Origin of the sequence: Butyrivibrio proteoclasticus B316 (genome assembly GCF_000145035.1) — a bacterium.
GTDB lineage: Bacteria > Bacillota > Clostridia > Lachnospirales > Lachnospiraceae > Butyrivibrio > Butyrivibrio proteoclasticus.
The window spans coordinates 1970639-1991034 of record NC_014387.1; the positions used below are offsets into that span (position 1 = coordinate 1970639).

The window sequence follows — 20396 nt, forward strand, 5'->3', positions numbered from 1 at the left end:
TTATACACTACTACCATACACGAAATAATGCAAGCATTTTTGTATGAATGCAAAAAGATTTCCTACTTTAACATAGTATACGAAGTAGGAAATCTTCTATCATCTAAATATTCTATTCTTGCAGGCCATTTACGCTTTTGCCTACTAGAAGTTCATTCATTAATTCTTAAAACTATGGACAGGTGCCGGGATTCTTCCACCACGATCAACAAAAGCATCACATGAGAACTGGTTTACAGGCATGATTGGTGCATATCCAAGAAGTCCTCCAAACTCAACTGTCTCACCAACTCCCTTTCCAATTACAGGAATAAGTCTTACCGCAGTAGTCTTCTGATTGATCATACCTATAGCCATTTCATCAGCAATGATTCCTGCTATTGTAGTATCCCTGGTATCTCCCGGGATAGCGATCATATCAAGGCCAACTGAGCATACACAGGTCATGGCTTCAAGTTTCTCAAGAGTAAGTGCTCCCGCTTCTACCGCATTTATCATGCCCTGATCTTCACTGACAGGGATAAACGCTCCTGACAAACCTCCAACATATGAGGATGCCATGACACCACCTTTTTTGACCTGATCATTTAAAAGAGCAAGTGCCGCTGTTGTTCCCGGTGCACCGGCATGTTCAACGCCTATTTCATGAAGAATATCAGCTACACTATCTCCAATTGCAGGTGTTGGCGCAAGAGATAGATCAATGATTCCAAAAGGAACTCCAAGTCTCTCAGATGCCTCTCTTGCCACAAGCTGACCAACTCTTGTTACCTTAAATGCAGTCTTTTTGATCGTCTCGCATAGAATTTCAAAGCTCTCTCCTCTAACCTTTTCAAGAGCTGTCTTAACAACTCCGGGGCCGGATACACCTACATTTATTATCTTGTCAGCTTCTGTCACACCATGGAATGCACCTGCCATAAATGGGTTATCATCAGGAGCATTGCAGAATACAACAAGCTTGGCGCATCCAAGAGAGTCATTCTCTTTGGTAGCTTCTGCTGTCTCTTTAACAATGGTGCCCATAAGTCTCACGGCATCCATGTTGATCCCTGTCTTGGTTGAACCTACATTTATCGATGAACAAACAACATCTGTCGTTGAAAGTGCAAGAGGAATTGACTCTATTAAAAGCTTATCAGCAGGAGTCATTCCCTTGCTTACAAGAGCTGAATAACCACCTATAAAGTTAACTCCTACTGCCTTGGCAACCTTATCAAGAGTCTGTGCTATGCTCGCAAAATCCTCTTTGGTCCTGCAGGCAGCGCCTCCGATAAGAGCAATAGGGGTAACAGATATTCTCTTATTAACAATCGGAATACCAAATTCTCTTGATATCTGCTCACCTGTAGCAACAAGATCCTTGGCTGCTTCATAAATCTTGTTGTAGATATTCTTGTTAAGCTGTTCCAAATCCGAACTGATACAGTCAAGAAGACTGATGCCAAGTGTAATTGTCCTGACATCAAGGTTCTCTTTTTCTATCATCTCATTAGTTTCTACTACTTCATTAACATTAATCATGCCCATCTCCTAATACACAAAGGACCCTGCAACACCGTGCTAAAAAGCATGGCACTACAGAGTCTTATTATTAAATTCTATGCATAGAGTCAAAGATTTCTTCTCTCTGACACTTGATCACAACGCCAATATTTCTGCCAAGCTCATCGAGATCATCCGCAACAACGTTGAATTCTCTTGATGTGCCAGCCATATCGACGATCATCATCATATTAAAATAGCCACTTACGATAGTCTGGGAAATATCAAGAATGTTAATGCCGGCATCTGCAAGATATGTACAAACCTTGGCGATAATGCCTACTGTGTCCTTACCAACAACTGTGATAATAGTCTTATTCATAAGCTCCTCCGATATATCTTAATACTGGTAAAACCTACTAATAAAAAAAGCTATCAGTAATCTTGTAAAAAGTCAATCAAAACATTTTTCGCTACATTAAAAAGAAATAACCAGAGAAAGTACAGACCTCTCAGCAACCATTATAGGGAAATCAGAACTGCTATATGGATTATCATTCATATCTATTTCTACGCGAACCGTCTCAAAAGCAAGTTCCGGAAGATTGTTCTCTTTGGATAAATGTCCCAGAAAAATGCCCTTTATTTTGTCATTAAGGAGCTTACATAACAACTCACCACTCTTTTCATTGGATAAATGGCCTGTATCACCGAGAATACGTCTCTTTAGCTGATAGGGATATGGGCCTGTCTGAAGCATTCGGATATCATGATTAGCTTCAAGCAAAAGAGCATCGCAATCCCTAAGACAGTCAACGGTATAATCTGTATAACATCCAAGGTCAGTTGCAACTCCAATTTTCTTATCACCACAGAACACTCTATAGCCACATGGCTCATTAGCATCGTGTGAAATAGTCATCGGGTTGATCATCATATCTCCCACAGTAACCATCTTATCCGCACAAACAGTGATAAATCTTGAGTCAGTCATTTCACCTTTTTTGTCGCTGTTTCTGATACCTTCTATAGTTCCATTTGTAGCGTAAATTGGAATATCATATTTCTTGAGAATAGTATGAAGCGCAGCAATATGGTCCACATGTTCATGCGTTACAAAAATAGCATCAAGGTCGCTTAAGCTAAGTTCAAGTTCGTTAAGTCCCTGCTCTATTCTCTTCTTGCTGACTCCGGCATCTATCAATATATGGGTATTATCAGAACCAATATATGTACAATTACCGCTACTCCCACTGGCAATACTCGTAAATCTCATAAAAACAAACCATATCTTTCATTCATTTGTAAAACAATGATAATTCTAACATAATTCTAAAAAGCTCTCTACCCAAGATTTTCTAAGGTAGAGAGCTTATATTTGTATATATTAGCCTAATTTCTCCAGTAGACTTCGATTTTGTCTCCTTCATTTATAGGTTGCATATAATCAGGCGTTCCTCCATTAAGAGTTGTTACTATCGCCCTTCCGTTAGGCTTGGAAAGATCAAAATCAATAGCATCAAAAATATCTACAAAAATATAATCCGCTTTTCCATGGAGCGTAGTAGGTTCATTATTGATCACTACATGAAGATCATGAGCAAGAATATTTCTGATAGGCTCCTGTGGCTTATCATATGCCTCTTCATCTTCAGTCTGAAAGTCATCAAAGCTAAGCTGTCCATCCTTGCCTTCAACTATCTTGACGCTGTCATTATCACTTTCGTAGGCTTCTTCATTAGCAAGCTTGATAGCTTCTTCATCAGCATCAGGAAAATCTTCATAGTAGTCCATGATCATTTCTTCCTGATCCTTGAATTCAACCTTAAAGTTCTCATAGACAGGCGTGCTTGCGTCTCCCCGCTCATTATTAACAATGATCACAGTATCTTCTGTAAGTGTAATATCCATCAGCTCTGCGATCTGCGCGGCTGTATTATAATCAAGGACCTTGACTTCATCTCCCGGTCTTATGCTGTAAAAGGCTGTCTGGGCCTCACCATTTACAGTTGCATATCTCGAAGCCTCAATATTCTTACCATTTACATTTACATTAAACTTAGTCTTAAATTCCGGAATGCTCTCAATGGTCGCTTTACCGGGTTCACCGGCAGTAGATGGCTTAACATCAATAATATCATTAGCATGGATCTTGCTGTGAATATCAGCAGGCTTACCATTAAGAGAAATAACAGCAGCCTCACCGGGTTCTCCGCGAGATGTTCTCTCTTTGCCATTAACAGTAAACTTAAGCTCTTCGCCTCTCTTCGGGAAAAGATCTTCATTAGGGAATGCAACCTGCATAGCTGCATCCACAATTTGGAGCTTACCATTGTCATAAAGCTTGGTCTGAGTGCCATTAAAAGATACAAAAATGAAATTATTGGCTTCTTCGTAATAGCTAAAGCAGATACCAAGAGGCGTTACAAGAAGTGAGTCTCGTTCAATATCATTGTTATTCAGGAAAGTAATTTCCTTCATTACTTCCTCACCGCGCAGAGCAACTCTTTCCTCTGGTATACCCATCTCCTTGGCTATTGCTTGCGTATAGCCCGGAACGCATCCGCCACCGCCTACTACAAATACAGCGCTGACAGGATTATCTCCGTTTAGTTTTTTAATTTCTTCAACAGCTTTTTTAGCCATCATTTCAACCTGAGGTTTGATGATCTGGGCTATCTCTTTAGCAGTGATAACCTTATCAAGCCCCATGATATCAACATATTTAACTTCATCCTGATGGCTTCCCTTTATTTTGATCTCATCCGCTGTATTGAAATCAACAAGGCATTTCTTGGCAATTATCTCCGTAATATCATCACCTGCTATTGGAAGCATTCCATAAGCAGTAATAGATCCGTCATCAGTTACACATATATCTGATGTACCCGCTCCAACATCCACAAGTGCAAGATTCAGCATCCTGAATCTGTCAGGAATAGCAACCATCATAGCTGCTATAGGCTCGAGGGTAAGATTTGCAACATTAAGTCCGGCTCTCTCACAAGCCTTATATAGTCCGTCAACACAGTCATCGGGAAGGAAGGTTGCTATTAGTTCAACACTCACTTTGCCGGCTTTATGTCCTTCAAGATTGGCTATCTGATAGCCATCCAGATAATAATGCATTACTGAATATCCAACCAGATAAAACTTAAGGCCGGAACTGTTTTCTTCCAGAAACTGTGAATAAGCCTTCTCAACAGCAGATGAATCCAGATTATAAATATCCTCATCTGAGATTTCATGTTCATCAGGATACTCATAGTCATAGTTTATCCTGACCGTCTTGAGCACACGTCCGGCAGCTGCTATACAAACATCAGTTAAATGAATATCTGTCTGCTGCTCAAGCTGCTCTTTGACTAGACGGATTGTCATTCCAACCTTACCTATGTCGTGGATCTGTCCATCAAGCATTGCACGTGTCTGATGTTTCTCAACAGCCTGCGCAATTACAATGAACTGGCCGTCCTTCATATAGCCGACTGTACCAACAACACTTCTGGTTCCAATATCAAGTCCAAAAACAACCTTCTGATCAACTTGCTCCAAACTAGGCATACTTTAGTCCCCTCAATACTAATTATGTAACCTGTTATCTAGTCTCAAATTCTGAAAGTCTTTGGTCAATCTGAGCTGCAGCTTCCTGCAGACTCCCACTGTTGTCGATCACAAATTGACAATGCTTCCTGAAAGTAGCATCATCAAGCTGCTTACCAAGGATATCCGTTATCTTCTCATCCGAATATCCTCTTGACGAACGAAGCCTCTGACGTCTGACATTCTCCGATGCATATACATACCAGAGTTCATCAGCTATCTTGTCATATCCATTCTCTATTAAAAGAGCTGCTTCAACAAAAACAAAATCAAGTTCACCGCGAGCCTTCTCGTCCTCTATAATATTAATAATAAATGTATTTACTGCAGGATGCAAAATATTATTAACATTTTTTAGCATATTTTTATTATTGAATATAGCTGATGCCATCTTGCCCCTGTCTATTTCTCCATCAGCCCCCAATATGCCTTCGCCCAACAGCTCAACAAGCTTATCATAGGCCGGATATCCCTTTTTCTTGATATCATTGGCAACATCATCAGATAGAATAATGCGACAGTTGTAGTGCTCTCCTATATATCCAAGGACAGTACTCTTTCCTGCTCCTACTCCTCCGGTTATACCAATAATATTAGTTTTCCCCGGATATACTTTATTAATCTCTTTATCCATTACTTAGCCTCATACCAGTCAGTTCCTGAGTGGCACTCTGCAAGAAGCGGAACAGACAGATCAGCCGCTCTTTCCATCTCCTGTGTCAAAAGAGCTGTAACCTTCTCTTCTTCATCTTTCAAAGTTTCAATGACAAGTTCGTCGTGAATCTGAAGAATCAGTTTTGATACAAGCTTTTCTTTTTTGAGTCTGAAATAAACATTTATCATAGCTATCTTCATGATGTCTGCAGCTGTACCCTGAATCGGAGCATTCATTGCAACTCTTTCTCCAAACTGTCTCATCATATAGTTACTAGCCTTAAGTTCCGGAATTGGTCTGCGTCTTCCAAACATGGTAAGGGAGTATCCCTTCTCCTTGGCGTCAGCTATCACTCTCTCCTGATAAGCCTTAACTCCCGGATATGTCTCAAAATACTTATCCATGTATTCCTTTGCTTCCTTAACAGAGATGGACAGATCCTGAGAAAGGCCAAAAGAGCTGATTCCATAAACAATTCCAAAGTTAACTGCCTTGGCATTTCTTCTCTGAAGAGGTGTAACTTCTTCAAAAGGTACATGGAACACTTTGGACGCTGTTATTCCATGAATATCTTTGCCCTCATGGTATGCTGCTATCAGCTCCTGATCCTCAGACATATGAGCAAGAATTCTAAGCTCAATCTGTGAATAGTCCGCATCAGCAAATACATGATCCTCTTTAGGAACAAATACCTTACGAATAAGCCTTCCAAGTTCCGTTCTCATAGGAATATTCTGAAGGTTAGGCTCGGTAGAACTGATACGTCCTGTAGCAGTAATAGTCTGATTAAAGCTTGTATGTATTCTGCCGTCCTCCTCAATATAGGCAGCAAGACCATCTGCGTATGTAGACTTTAATTTGGCAAGTCCTCTGTATTCCAGAATATCTGCGACAATCGGATAGTCCGGTGCCAGTTTTTCAAGAACATCTGCTGCTGTCGAATATCCTGACTTAGTTTTCTTTTCCGCAGGAAGACCAAGTCTCTCAAACAATATTTCTCCAAGCTGTTTAGGCGAGTTTATATTAAATTCAACGCCGGCAGCCTCATAAATAGACTTCTCAAGTTCGCTTATCCTTATCTGAAGTTTATCTCCATAAGCTTTTAGTTCGTCTCTTCTGGCTATGATTCCCTCTTTTTCCATTGAATACAGAACATAGGAAAGCGGCATCTCTATATTGTAAAATAGATCCAGCATCTGCAATTTTTCCAGTTTCTTGCAGATAAGCGGCTCTGCCTTAAAGCATACAAAGGCACATTTGCATGCGTATTGCACAACACTCTTATCATCTGCCTCTCTTATGCTCTTTTTCCCAAATAGATCAATCTTTTTCTCAAGAGAAAGACCAAGGTATTCCTTGGCAACATCTGATACCTCATAGTCATTTTTGTTTGGATTAACCAGATATGCAGCGATCAGATCATCAAAGCATCTTGGTTTACTCTTATAATCCTCTGTGTGCTCGCCTTTACAAGAGTATCCATAATCTCTATCCGAAACTTCAAATGGAGTAAATACTCTGTAGCTCTCCTTGATGTCAAATGTCACAAGGCTGACACTGTTACTTAACTCCGATAACTTTTTTCCAAGATAATCTGCAGTAATAAAATTCTCTACAGGTATATAAATAGCCTCATTTTCATTAAAGCATACAGACATTCCAAGTATTTCTTTGTACTTGGTGTCATCTTTGTTAACTGTATCTGTAAGTATATAAAATGCTACGTAATTGTTCTTATCGCCGGGGCCACAATCAGAGGCTTTCCTGAATAACTCATCGACCTCTCCAAGATCTGATGTCGATCTCATGGAAAGGTTAAACGAAGGTGCAGCCTTGACCTGGCCTGTCGGTGACAAAGCGGCCAGTTTATCAGACAAGGCATTAAGCACATTGTCATTAACAGAAAAAGAGAATCCGCTTTCCATATCTGTAACGGCTTCTCCAATAGCTTCTCTTATCGAATCTGTAAGCAGAACTGTCTGATCTGCAAGAGCATTATTATTTGTGCTCGAATTATCTGACATATCTGCAGGAAATACTATTTCTATTAATTCTGCATTCTCATTTCTTGCAGAATTAATAATCTTAAAAAGAGCACCATAGGCTCCGCTTACTACCCTATCATCAGCATTTGTAAAAACAGGCATGCTATAGTAAGCATTTCTGATATATTCAGACAGATTTACAATCAATTTATCCAAAGTCTCATTTCCTTCTAAACATTATTCTCATAAAGATTGTGCAGCAAATATCATAATTTATGGTGCAATATCAGCCTTAAATTTATCCAATCGTAATAGCCAGAACTACTGTAGCAGCTGCAAGCGCCAGTACAAGAAGCTCCAGAATATAACTGGTCAGCACAAGGTAACGCCTTCCAAGCAACTTCTTCCTGGCATCTCTTAGCAGCATATCAAGCTCGGCCTTAAGGTTAAATGTATTGCCATCCTCAAGTCTCTGCATACCTACCTTGACCAGAAACTGAATAGTAAGCTCTTCCTTACATACAGGACATGTCTCTATATGGTTTAAAAAATCGGCCAATTCCCGATTATCAAGGTCATCATCCAGAAAACGAGCGATGGCCTTATCTGCATCTTTACATGTCATAACAAATTCCACCAAATATAGTACATAACAATCGGATTAATCAAGGCAATCCTACAACATATAGAATACAATAAATCCGCCCAAAATAAAAGACCAGTTATTATTCACAACGTAGTTCCCCGCGTCACAATCCGCCTGCAGAGACGTAAGCGATTCGCAAAGATGTATTTTCGCGCCTTTGTGAGTGCCGGGTTATTTCATGAGTCTCACAAATTCAGCCGGATATTCTTGCCTATGGCTCAACTGTCTGATCATCCGACGGCCCTTTTATCCGCGCAGTGTTATTGCCTGCTCGTCACTGGCAAATGCAGATTTTCTTAGATGTTTCCGCATTTTTTCTTTTATTGATGCATGCTCAGCTAAACTTGCAGGACGGACAAGAAATCTACTAAATGAAAATGACAAAGCTCGCAAAAGCGAGCGTATTAAAAAGAGAAGAACTCAATCTTTCAAGTAAACTTGAAGAAGATGAGTTCTTCTCTTTTTATAGATGTTACGCATCGTATGTCATCTTCATATGCACAAAACTCAACGCTCCGTCCTGCTTCAGACAGAGCTTCTCATGCATCGTGAAAAAATGCTATGGAAACATTAGAAAATCGCATTTGCCATCTCAGACTCGCATGCAACAACATCTGCTTGAAACCGGGCCGAGGATGTGAGTACTTTGAGCCATAGAATAGAGGGCTGAATTTGTAAGGCCTTGAAATCCCGGCAGGAGTGGCAAGAAAATACATCTTGCGTAAGCGAAACGTCTCTGCAGGCGGGTTGACGCGGCGTGACTGCGTGTGAATAGTAACAAAGACCATCCGCCACAACTCTGCATATTACTGAGAGTGACGGATGATCTGTGTCAGCTAAGAATAACCTTTTTAATGCTTGTGCTCTTCGATAGATTTGAGGATTTGCTTCTCGTTGTATCTAAAGAAGATGACTGCTCCGATGAAGCATGTTACAAAGGCGAAGATTGCAGTTGTTCTGTAGCTCTGAGGTGTTTTAGATACTGTAAGGGATGTGAAAACTACCATAGCAAGAGCCTGTCCCATCTTGAAAGCAAAGGTGCGGGCTGCAAAGAACATACCACTTCTATCTTCTCCTGTTTCAAGCCTTGTAAGTTCTGCAACATCCGCTACGCAGGCCTGAGGAAGTATTCCGAGGATTGCCATAGGTACCGCAGCTGTTATAGCTACAATAAAGCCCCAGTGTACACCCTCGCCGCAGATCGATGTGATAGCAAATACAACGCTATAGGCAAAGAATCCGATGATAATGAGGCTCTTTTTGCCTATTTTCTTGGCAAGGATATTTACAACAGGATACAGACATACACTTATAGCTGTCATGGTTGCTGTCAATGTAAAGGTCATTGTATCCGGAATTCCCATGAGCTTGGTCTCATAAAATGCAAGTCCTGTCTGGAACAATGTAAGTGCAAAGAAATAAATAACATCACTGTAAACAAAGTGTCTGAACTGAACATTTGAAAATGTTTTGATAAGTGAAGTAAAAGGTTTGGTCTCACTTGGCTTGGACTCAATATAGTCTCTCTCCTTGATATAAAAGGCAGGGAACAGCATTGCAAGACATGCAATTGCAGACATTATGGCAACTGCAAATCTAATTGAATTATACTGCCCAACTGATGGCTCAAGAGCTCCTGCCACATTAGGAAGAAGGAATGAAATACTCTGTCCAACAATAAATGTAAAAGAGATAAATGTAGATACATTTATTCTGTGCTGCTGAGTATCACCAAGCTCTGCAATGAGCGCATTGTATGGAGTACAGAACATTGTCATGAACAGGTAAAATACCATCAGTAATATGAATAGCAAGGTATCATTAAGTCCTACACTTGAAGTCTGCGGAATTGTAAAAAGAGCTATAGTACAAAGAGAAAAAGGAATAGCCATTACACGCATAAAAGGAATTCTTCTTCCGCCCTTGTAAGCACTCCTGTCTGACCAGCCGGCGATAAGAGGATCTGTTATTGCATCAAAAATTCTTCCTGCTGCAAGAACAAGACCAAAGAGGGTAAGTTTGAATAAAATAGGTTCCTGAGTAATTCCTGATGCAAATAATCCTGTATTAGGGTTCTGCGCATCAGGGCTTCCTGTATAGTAATATACCATCCAGTTTGAGACAACGCCTGATAGCAGGCTCCATCCAAACTGTCCAAGTGCAAAAATCCATAAAAGCTTATTAGTAATAGGCTTTAACTGTTTCATTAATTTCTCCTCCAAACTTTACGTTTTAAATCCCCGTCCTATTTAGGACGGGGATCATATGATGATCACATGCCTTTTGTTTTCCTCTGAACTAGTTCAACTGAGATTTCCTGAAGCTTTTCATCTGTCAGTATATATTTTTTCCTGAACCATCCAATCGCAAAAACAAGTCCAATTATAGGAATGATAGTCATTGTCATTCTAAGTCCCATCTTCTGCGCAGCTTCAACTCCAAGTGAGTAGTCGATCTCAGTAGCACCTTCTGCAGTATCATTAGAAAGAGCAAGTATCTGAAGTGCCAGCGCTGCTATAAAAGCAGATACACCTGATGCCAGCTTAACTACAAAAGTCTGCATAGAGAAAATAACCGACTCATCACGTCTGTTGTTCTTAAGCTCACCGTAATCAACAGTATTTGCAAGAAATACTGTAGTAATAACTGATAGCATTCCATTAGCAGCAAAGATAAAGAATCCCGGAACGAATAATAAATATACAACGTTAATTGATGTTGATGCAAGTACCAAAAGCAAAATGTACCCTGTTATAGCCATTCCCATGCTTATAAAATAAATCTTGATTGATGTAAAGAATTTTCTAAGTAATGGGTACAGGAACATCATAGCCAGAATCTGGATTCCACCGCCAAAGGTTGAAAACAGAGTATAATCGCCTCTCCATCCTGCTCCGCCAAAGTCATATTTAAAGAAGTAGATTACAAGGTTTGATGTGATGTAGATTGAGCAGTTAACAATTACAATTGCTACAACTACAGCCATAGCCTGATCGTTTGAAATAAGTGCTCTGAACATCTCGCCTACAGTAGCAGATTTCATATCAACCGTAGACTTCTCTTTAACATTGATACAGCAGATAACTGTAAACAAAACAAAGAGAATTGCAATAGCAAGTGAAAAGTAAGAAAATCCGATTCTTTCTACTTCTCTGTCTGAAATATCTGTACCACCAATCATGTGGCCAAGGGCTGATACAGACATAACTGTTACGATGGTAATTATAGCTGAACCAACACCTGCACATGAACGAGCAAGAGTTGTAAGGCCTTCTCTTTCCTTACCGCCCTCTGTAAAAGCAGGAATCATTGACCAGTATGGAATATCCATCATTGTATATGTAACACCCCATAAGATATATGTTACAGCTGCATAAGCAACAAGACCACCACCATCAAGAGTTGGAGGAGCTGTAAACATCATATACAAAACAATTGCGTTTGTGATTGTTCCAATCAATAGCCAAGGTCTGAACTTTCCCCATTTAGTCTTGGTCTTGGCTACAACAGCTCCCATAATAGGATCATTAAAAGCATCAAACACACGGGCCACCATGAGGATCACGCCCATTGCTGCAGCACTTACTCCCAGAATATCCTGGAAATAATAAAGGACATATGATGCAGATAGCATATACACCATATCCTTGCCCACAGCCCCAAGTCCGTAGGAAACTTTAGCTGCTCCAGATAATTTCATTTTCTGTTCCATTATTTGTCACCCTCCTTGAGCATCATTGCGAGCTCTACTACTTTTTTCGCCCCATCATAAATCCCCATATTCTTGTTCAGAATAATTGCTTCACACATTTCATCCAGTAATCTGGTATTAAGAAACTGATCCAGCATCTGAATTGTATGTGGAATATCTCTGCACTCGAGTGTGCCATCACCGATCTCAGCGGAATGTATTGCTCCCCACATCTCGTGCTTACCAACTCTCTTGATGAAAAGCTTAGGAACAGGATAAAACGCAAGTTCACTTGGCTTGGTAACAAGTACGTCACAGCTTCTCATAAGAAGGTTGGTTGTATATACTGCCTCAAAAATATCCTTGTGATAGAATCCGTGAATGCCTCTTATCTCTACATCAGGATCAAGTGCTTTTTCCGTAAATGCAAGTGTATCTTCCCAATTGTCCATATGGCCTGTAGAAAGAGCTGCCATCTCTGGAATCTCGGTCATAAGCTGATCCCACACGTTTCTGTAATCACCTACGTTCACGTACAGAAGAGCCTTATTCTCCTTGATATATGGAATAAGGTATTTGATGATCTCGGCAAAAATCTCCTTCTGTGCTCCAGCTCCTCCAATTGTAAGAAGAAATCTCATAGCCTTGCCATTATTCTTCCTCTCAAGTCTGGCCGCACAGTCTTTTTCTATATTGCTGACAAGCTCATAGTCGATATAGTGACCTGTGTAAACAAGGTCTTCTTGTGGCATAGGCTTGCACACCTTCTTTTTGTTCATTCCATTGAGAATACGGTATCCCATATATGCATTCCTGCACTGGATCGTATGAAGGCTTCCCTCAGAAAGATGGAGTGCCATAGGCCAGTTATCCGGGATAGCATTTACAACATGCTTCATTCCGGCATGGATAGCTGCCTGCGCAGGCCATACATGTGTTGCGATGACTGGAATATTCTTGGGAACATTCTTGTATACTGGAGCCATAAGCTCTGCATTCTTCTGATCCTTGGCATTATATGTAAGTGCTCTAAAGCCCTCGTAGTTAGTGGGCTCCCACACGAGTTTATTAAATATTGGGTTCTTGGAAAGTCTTGATCCAAGAGAATAAAGGTCATTCTGATGGCCGATAACCTTGGTACATGTAGTTTCTGGATAGGAGTTTAAGTCCATCCAGTATGGTGTGTAACCCAGATGTCTTGCATAAGATGCCATAGCCATTGATATTCTGTAATGTCCAAAGCCCATTCTGATGTTGCCGACAATAATTCCCTTTTCGGTGTCCATCTCTCCTTCTGTTTGGCCTTCTGAACTCACTACTATATTCTTAACGCCAAGAAGTGGCCCTATTATCTTATTGTCAGTTACTTTTATCTTATAATCTTTAGCAGAATCGTCACCAAATTTGCTGATGTAATTTTTCTTGGATTTAAGTGCACTCTTATAATCCTTGTCACTAATCTTATTGCCAAAAATTATTCTTGATCTGTCCATTATTGCCTCTTTTCATTCTGCCATCAGATAATACAAGAAAGCATGTTGCTTGCAACATGCTCACGCCGAGCGCGGTTGCATTTATGCAACATATTCCTATCGCGCGAGTGCGCATCCACAGCGGAGCGTTTTTTATGATATAGGAATTTCGGAGAAATTTCCTATATCATAAAAATATTACCTGTCGGCCACATAAATTATCGTTTAGGAAACGGCAAATTGCACAACCAGTTTCCAATCAAATAATAGCATTTTACGCATGAAAACATCAAGAAACGCTTTTTACAAATCTCGTTTCCTGTTTTTGTGCATTTTTACTTATGCTTTATTTAAACGACAGAAATAATGGATAGTTCTTTTTGAGATGACAAGTCTACAAACTCCAGACCGCACTTAATTACAGGTTTGGAAAGGTGGTCCGGATTAATAAAAATAATTTCTCCGGACTTACCGTTACTTAGAAGCACACGATTAGAAATAAAAGTATTAACGATATTAGTTAAAAATGTCATGATGACATTTGGATCAAATTTTTCAATTCCTTCTCTTTCAAAATTCTCAATAACAGTAAACGGGCACATAGCATCCCTGTACTCTCTCTTAGAAGTCATGGCATCATATGCATTAGCAACAATAACAATTGAGGCAATAGGGTCAATCTTACCGTTTTTGAGTCCAAGCGGATATCCGGAACCATCACGATGCTCATGATGCATGAGAACACAGTTTTTGATATGAGTATCGATATCCTTATCCTTAACAAGATCATATCCCTTTACAACATGCTCTCTCATGGCCTTTTTCTCATATTCCGTAAGAGGTGTCGTCTTATTTACAAGCTCAGGCGGCATCATCATTTTGCCTATATCATGAATGAGTCCGCCCGCCGTAGCAAGCTGAATCTCATCGTTTGAGAGTCTCATCCAGGAAGCAATTGTATTGCTGATCAGCGAAACATTCAGCGAATGCATATATACAGCATCACTGCTATCTCTCAGGTTATGTAGCATGTCAAAAATGCCTGCTGTACCTCCTGCTTCAACAAAGAGGTGGTATACAGGCTCAGTCAGTTTATCAATATCGAGCTGCATCGTACCATTGGCAATCATTCTGAAGGATTCTTCAAGCTTCTCCGCATTCTCCTCGATGTGCTGTTTAAACTTTATGAACTCTTCTGTCTGCCTGAGTTTTTCCGCATAAGAAAGATCATCCTGTGAAGCTTCTTTTTTAGGCTCCACATCCATTTTCTTATCTTCAACAAAAATATTGTAAAGGGAATAGGCCTTTATTCTGGCAATGTCCTTCTCATCAAGGACCGTGCCTTTAGGCAGAACGAGACGATCGTCTATAGTATAGATATTTTCAGATACAACAAAACCAGGTTCAAGTTTATCTACAGATAATAGTTTCATGAATTATACCCATTCAAGATCTCGGTTTTATTACAAATTTACGTCTATATTATACCACTGAATTGACCATTTTGCCTAAAACGTTTGAAAAAAACATTCATTTCGGACCAAATAATTTTGTTTCAAAAAGTATTAGAAAAAACGAATTTATTTTTCACATAAAACCGTTAATATATACAAATTTTTCTACCTGCAGAGTCTATAATTGTGCTTGTTAATGATAAATGTTTAAAATTTGTGAATTGGGTTAATTATACATACAATATGTGGTATAAAAGTAAAGCGCTAAAAAACAGAAAAAGTAAATGAGGAGAGATGACACAAAATGGCAATCAACAGAGCTGATTTGATCAATCAACTTGCCGCATCGATGGGGGCAGGGGAATATGCACCAACCAAATATGTAGATTCAAGGTATAATTCAGAGACAGGCACACTTTATTGTAACAGCAAGCTGTCCAAGAATATATCAGACATTGCTATCAAACACTTCACGCAGATGAAGAACAGATGCAAGGGTGATTCATTAGAAACAAGGCAGATGGCAGATATTTACCAATGTGCTATCGAAGCAATCACAATGATGCAGGATCCTGCAGTAAAATCACTTTTAGAATCCCGCGATTCTCATTCTACCGCAAGCTAATTGCAGGTTATTTTTCTAAAATACTATTGAACATGGATGTTATCTGTGTTATATTAAATAAGCTGTTCGTCGCATGACGAGCAGCTTAAATATTTTTCTTTTGCCGGCATGTCGGAATGGCAGACGATGCAGACTCAAAATCTGTTGTGGGTAACCACGTGTGGGTTCAAGTCCCACTGCCGGCACTAATTTAAATAAGTCAGTAATCAGGCTGTTTTGTTCCGCTTGACTACTGACTTTTTTCGTTATCATTGTTGTTTTCTTAAATTATCTCAGATTATATTCATTTCTGATTTTCTTTGAACAAATAATATGCAAGTATATGGAGTGACTGTTTGAAATCTCCTCCATGAATTCTGTTTAAAAGATCTTCTTCCGGAAGATTTTTAACATAGAGAAATTCTGTTTCATCAAGTTCCTGGTCAGATACCTTTCTGCAGTTTATGGCAGAATAAATATGAACTCTGCTATTTGATAATGTTGCATTTGCAGGAACTGTCATAAGATGTTTCCAGTCATCAGACACATATCCGGTTTCTTCCTGCAATTCTCTCTTTGCTGCTTCAAAAGCTTCATCCTCTGTAGCTATTATATTGTCATAGGTTATATAAGGGACATTACTCTTTTCCTTGTATTCAATTCCGCCGGCCGGAAACTCTGTAGTTATTTCATCTATCCCGTGTCTATACTGTCTAACGCATATAAAATCCCCATTTTCATCAGTTGCAACAACTATAGAAAAACTATGCTTGGAATAATTATAAACAGGCCCTATTACTTCTCCGTTTGGAAGTTCATAGTCGCACCTTCTAAAATCAATCCAGGCATCCTGGCACACATGGTCAACCTTAACTTCTTTCCATTCCAGATTATCATTTTTATTTGACACTGTATTTCCTCCTGATACTGCCATTATCTCAATTTAATTCAATTTCTATCCATTCTGTCTTGTCCTGTTCAAGCCCTATATCTATTCTTCTGGACTCATATTCAGACATAAGTTCAGATTCATAATCCCCCTTAATACCAAATTCGTTTAGGCATTTAACAGTTTCACTGAGTGCTTCTTTTTTATTTGCTGACTCCTCATCGCTTGCCTTAACTATAAACAGCTCTTTAGACGGCTTACTATATTTGGTATATGAAGGATCATAAAATCTGTGGTAGCTTATCTGAACATCATTTCTATAATTATCCGACGCTGTAGCTCCCAATAATTTATTGCGATAATCAGACGGAAATCTCTCAATATCTCCATTTGTAATTCCAAATTCAGATATCGGTTTTTCGCACATTTCATGTGAAATATAATTAAAGCCTATAGATTCATAGAAAATACCGATAACTCTTTCAGAATTGCTCTCACTATTATTCCTAAAAAAAGTAAAATACTCCCCTCTGACATCGACCTCATCATTGCCAAGTGAGGCAAGAGCTACATTATTCTTTAGTTTGTTATGCTTGATCGTCTGTGGAATCAAAATAGTTCCCATGCCGTGTTCATCGCTTTGGAAATCTAAACGTATGAGCATAGTATGAAGATATTCAGGATCATTGATTTTACCAAAAGAGACATTTATTCTATGGTAGCCATACATTCCCCCTACCGCACAGGCTTTTTCATAAAAAGCACTAAGCGTAAGCCTTGCCTGGCCGTTATCAGTTATTTCGCGCCACATGTCATTTACATGCTGGCTCCAATAATCTCCTATCAGTTCAGGGGCAAATGTATTTCCAGACGCCATGATACCGCCATTTAATTCAAGGCTCACCTGATCCGAAAGAACATCATTAAAAGCTCTGTCTTCAAAATAATAGTCCGGATAATCTATTGTCTCTTCACCTTCTCTTTCGCCATACTTCTCAACATATAGCTCTAGCGTAAATAAAGGTGCATTTTCATCATTTCTCTTATAAGCACTGGTAGGACGGCTGTAAATATATACCCGCTCTATAACGTGCGTTTCAGTATTAAAATAATAATCCGCTCTATAAGGCGACTGTATTTCGCCAACAAGAGATCTTGCTGCATCTCCCAGCTGCGATAGGTCCCCTTTAAGAGTAAAAACATATGCGTCAGTATCAATTCCGGCATAGTTACTCATTTTGTCTGTACGAAAAGAAGTCTCTACATTACTTAGATCAGGGAAAAGAATTGATTCAATATCAGGAGAACTGATATTAAGATCATCTTTTCTATCTCCTACGATAAGATTTTCATAGGTGACTCCTTGTCTTTTACCAAGATAATACTCATAATCACTTTGCCAAAGATCACCAAGTGCAGCAATTACATTGGTTCTATTATGCAAAAGAACTGTTGTATGCCCCAAATAGTTATCATTGTCTATATAATCCCTGGTATAAGTTATATCAGCACACTTTTTATCAAAGCCCTTATCATATGTTGTTATACATTCAGCATATCCGCCAATTTTAAGCTTACCGGCATAAAAAAGGGTTTCCTTAGAAGCTTCAAAAAGTGATTCTATATTAAAATCCCCATTATCGTCACTAAATGTGCTTTGTTCCTCCTTATCATATTTGCCGCTGTTTTTCATGATCAGAAAGCAAATAACAGGAAGCACAATCACTAATATTACCAAAGAAGGAATAATAATTGGTTTATTATCTTTTTTCATCAAACTATCATCTCCACTTATTGATGTCATCTTTTTCTATAATGACCATAAGCAGATTATCCTCGGTTATTTCCCTTGTAGGATCAATATATGCCCAGTTTCCTCCGTTTGTTTTAATTCCTGCCACGTTCATGTTGAACTTTTTGCGAAGATTAAGCTCTATCAGATTCTTGCCAACCCAGGCTTTCTTGGGCTGAATTTCAATCATACAAAGGTTATCATCAATTTCAAAATAGTCCTTGATATACTGAGAAGTCAGGATTCTGGCTGAACGAACGCCTCCATCCTCTTCCGGGCATATGATTTTGTCCACTCCTACTCTTTTGAGGATCTTCTTCATTCTATCTGATGATGCCTTGGCTATTACCACGGGAACACCTTTTTCTTTGGCAATAGAAACGCAGAGGATACTTGCAGAAAGATTTCCTCCCATACAGGTAATTGCAATATCATAGTTCTGAAGTCCAAGTGCTGCCACTTCATCTTCATTATCAAGGTTAGCACAGACCGCAGATGTAACCTTACTGGACATATCCCTGATCAGATTCTCATTTTTATCTACAACAAGAACATCCTCTCCAAGGTCATAAAGAGCCTGTGCAAGACTGCTCCCATATTTACCAAGTCCAAGTACAGCTATTGATTTTTTCATATTCATTCACCCTTCTTATCCGACATAAAAAATGCCTTCTGAATAATTTAATTTATTTGCCTCTTTATTACTGCGTGAGAACAGGGCTACAAGAGAAATCGGTCCTATTCTTCCAAGATACATGGCAATTATTACTACCACTCTTCCCCCTGCTCCAAGCGAAGGCGTAAGGCCTCTTGAAAGGCCAACCGTTCCACATGCACTTACTATTTCAAAAAGTGCATCTTCTAATGGTACCGGATTCACTAACAATAACAATATCGACAAGATAAATATTGCAACAACACCTACAAAAGCTACAGCTGATGCCTTACGCATCGACTCTTCGGAAACTCTTCTTCCGAATATAACCTTGGCATCCTGATGACGAACATAAGATCTCAGATTCATTATCAAAAGAAACATAGTAACCGTTTTGATACCGCCGGCTGTTCCTATGGGAGAACCGCCGATAAACATCATGATATAGGCAACAAGGCATGATGAAAGCGTAAGCTTATCCTGTGGAATTGTAGTAAATCCGGCAGTTCTGAGGGTTATTGATTCAAAAAGGCTGTTTACAAATTTAGCTCCAAAGCCCATATTTCCTATAGTATCAGGATTATTGTATTCAAAGCACATAAATATCAGTGCTCCTCCAAAAATAAGGGCCAAAGAAAAGCTAAGTACCAGCTTACTATGCTCTGAAAGTCTCTTACATACAGTGATTGGAGAAAACCTCTTTTTAAGCCCTTCCCGGCACCTGGCAATCACATCAAACCATACTACAAATCCTATTCCTCCAAGTACGATAAGTAGCATTGTAACAGTCATTACCATAGGATTACTTCTGTAGTTTCCCATGCTGTTAGGACCAATAACGTCCATTCCTGCGTTACAGAAGGCAGAAACAGAATTAAATACCGCACACCAAAGCCCCTTTTTTACCCCAAATTCCGGAATAAAAACAGTCGCATACAAAACTGCACCAATTCCCTCAACCAAAAAAGTACCCTTTAGCATATTCACAAGAAAGGACAGAAGCTTGGAATTAGAATTAAGATTAAATGCATCCCGAAGAAGCATTCTGTCTGTAAGCGAAAATTTCCTTCTGGTAAGAACCATGAGCATTGATGCCACAGTGATCATACCAAGTCCCCCTATTTGGACAAGTATCAGGATGATCAGCTGCCCCACAAAGCTCCAGTGCAAATATGTATCTACTACAACAAGCCCTGTTACGCAGACAGAAGTCGTCGCTGTAAAAAGAGCTGTCAATGGCCCTGTTGGCTGTCCATTTGCCGACGCAATTGGTAATGTAAGAAGAAAAGCCCCTACAATTATTGCAATAAGGAAACTAGCCGGAATAATCTGTACCGGAGATAGTTTAAGACTTATTTTTTTCATACTGTTGTTCCATTTCTATAAGTATAATGACAAAGATAAAGCGAAGAGGCATAAAACGCTCTTCGCTGTTTATCCGCTACATCATCAGCCACTAGTATAG

16 protein-coding genes and 1 tRNA gene are annotated in these 20396 nt (G+C 39.4%); 2 read left to right on the top strand and 15 right to left on the bottom strand.

All coding sequences use genetic code 11. From position 1 onward, the window contains the following. Nucleotides 1-159 precede the first annotated feature (159 nt). From BPR_RS08175 to BPR_RS19780, 11 genes are all read right to left on the bottom strand, one after another. Nucleotides 160-1524 carry a PFL family protein gene (locus BPR_RS08175; protein ID WP_013280999.1) on the bottom strand — a complete coding sequence of 455 codons (1365 nt, stop codon included), beginning with the start codon at nucleotides 1522-1524 and terminating at the stop codon, nucleotides 160-162. A gap of 70 nt (nucleotides 1525-1594) precedes the next feature. Further along, the gene (locus tag BPR_RS08180; RefSeq protein WP_013281000.1) at nucleotides 1595-1867 is read right to left on the bottom strand and encodes an ACT domain-containing protein; all 273 of its coding nucleotides are present in this window, start codon (nucleotides 1865-1867) and stop codon (nucleotides 1595-1597) included. Nucleotides 1868-1963: 96 nt separating this feature from the next. Next, on the bottom strand, nucleotides 1964-2761 hold the full coding sequence (locus BPR_RS08185) for an MBL fold metallo-hydrolase (protein WP_013281001.1): 798 nt from the start codon (nucleotides 2759-2761) through the stop codon (nucleotides 1964-1966). Between the two features lie 116 nt (nucleotides 2762-2877). Then, the gene (locus tag BPR_RS08190) at nucleotides 2878-5049 is read right to left on the bottom strand and encodes a cell division protein FtsA (protein WP_013281002.1); all 2172 of its coding nucleotides are present in this window, start codon (nucleotides 5047-5049) and stop codon (nucleotides 2878-2880) included. Nucleotides 5050-5083: 34 nt separating this feature from the next. After that, the gene (gene coaE / locus BPR_RS08195; RefSeq protein WP_013281003.1) at nucleotides 5084-5722 is read right to left on the bottom strand and encodes a dephospho-CoA kinase; all 639 of its coding nucleotides are present in this window, start codon (nucleotides 5720-5722) and stop codon (nucleotides 5084-5086) included. Beyond that, nucleotides 5722-7944 (bottom strand): DNA polymerase I, encoded by a 2223-nt coding sequence (gene polA / locus BPR_RS08200; RefSeq protein ID WP_013281004.1) that lies wholly within the window; start codon nucleotides 7942-7944, stop codon nucleotides 5722-5724. The genes coaE and polA overlap by 1 nt, the downstream gene beginning before the upstream one ends. Nucleotides 7945-8026: 82 nt before the next feature. After that, nucleotides 8027-8353, bottom strand: a complete 327-nt coding sequence (locus BPR_RS08205) for an anti-sigma factor family protein (RefSeq protein ID WP_052301813.1) — start codon at nucleotides 8351-8353, stop codon at nucleotides 8027-8029. An 872-nt stretch (nucleotides 8354-9225) separates the two neighbouring features. Further along, on the bottom strand, nucleotides 9226-10581 hold the full coding sequence (locus BPR_RS08210; RefSeq protein ID WP_013281006.1) for an MFS transporter: 1356 nt from the start codon (nucleotides 10579-10581) through the stop codon (nucleotides 9226-9228). A gap of 65 nt (nucleotides 10582-10646) precedes the next feature. Further along, nucleotides 10647-12074: a glycoside-pentoside-hexuronide (GPH):cation symporter gene (locus tag BPR_RS08215; protein ID WP_013281007.1), complete on the bottom strand. Its 1428-nt coding sequence runs from the start codon at nucleotides 12072-12074 to the stop codon at nucleotides 10647-10649. 11 nt (nucleotides 12075-12085) lie between these two features. Next, nucleotides 12086-13558: a DUF6937 domain-containing protein gene (locus BPR_RS08220; RefSeq protein WP_013281008.1), complete on the bottom strand. Its 1473-nt coding sequence runs from the start codon at nucleotides 13556-13558 to the stop codon at nucleotides 12086-12088. 329 nt (nucleotides 13559-13887) lie between these two features. After that, nucleotides 13888-14970, bottom strand: coding sequence for an HD-GYP domain-containing protein (locus tag BPR_RS19780; protein ID WP_013281009.1), 1083 nt, complete (start codon nucleotides 14968-14970; stop codon nucleotides 13888-13890). A 325-nt stretch (nucleotides 14971-15295) separates the two neighbouring features. Between BPR_RS19780 and BPR_RS08230 the strand changes: the two genes are divergently transcribed. Both BPR_RS08230 and BPR_RS08235 read left to right on the top strand, forming a co-directional pair. Then, nucleotides 15296-15616: a hypothetical protein gene (locus BPR_RS08230; RefSeq protein WP_013281010.1), complete on the top strand. Its 321-nt coding sequence runs from the start codon at nucleotides 15296-15298 to the stop codon at nucleotides 15614-15616. 102 nt (nucleotides 15617-15718) lie between these two features. Continuing rightward, a tRNA-Leu gene (locus BPR_RS08235) sits at nucleotides 15719-15801 on the top strand. Between the two features lie 98 nt (nucleotides 15802-15899). Here the strand turns inward: BPR_RS08235 and BPR_RS08240 are convergent. Genes BPR_RS08240 through BPR_RS08255 form a run of 4 tightly spaced genes read right to left on the bottom strand, consistent with a single transcriptional unit; the run spans nucleotide 15900 to nucleotide 20296 of the window. Further along, nucleotides 15900-16505, bottom strand: coding sequence for an NUDIX hydrolase (locus BPR_RS08240; protein ID WP_167531158.1), 606 nt, complete (start codon nucleotides 16503-16505; stop codon nucleotides 15900-15902). Between the two features lie 28 nt (nucleotides 16506-16533). Continuing rightward, nucleotides 16534-18258, bottom strand: a complete 1725-nt coding sequence (locus tag BPR_RS08245) for a hypothetical protein (protein ID WP_013281012.1) — start codon at nucleotides 18256-18258, stop codon at nucleotides 16534-16536. Between the two features lie 7 nt (nucleotides 18259-18265). Beyond that, entirely contained in the window at nucleotides 18266-18910 is a 645-nt protein-coding gene (locus tag BPR_RS08250) for a potassium channel family protein (RefSeq protein ID WP_042257774.1), read from the bottom strand. A 15-nt stretch (nucleotides 18911-18925) separates the two neighbouring features. Beyond that, nucleotides 18926-20296, bottom strand: a complete 1371-nt coding sequence (locus BPR_RS08255; protein WP_013281014.1) for a TrkH family potassium uptake protein — start codon at nucleotides 20294-20296, stop codon at nucleotides 18926-18928. Between the last annotated feature and the right edge of the window lie 100 nt (nucleotides 20297-20396).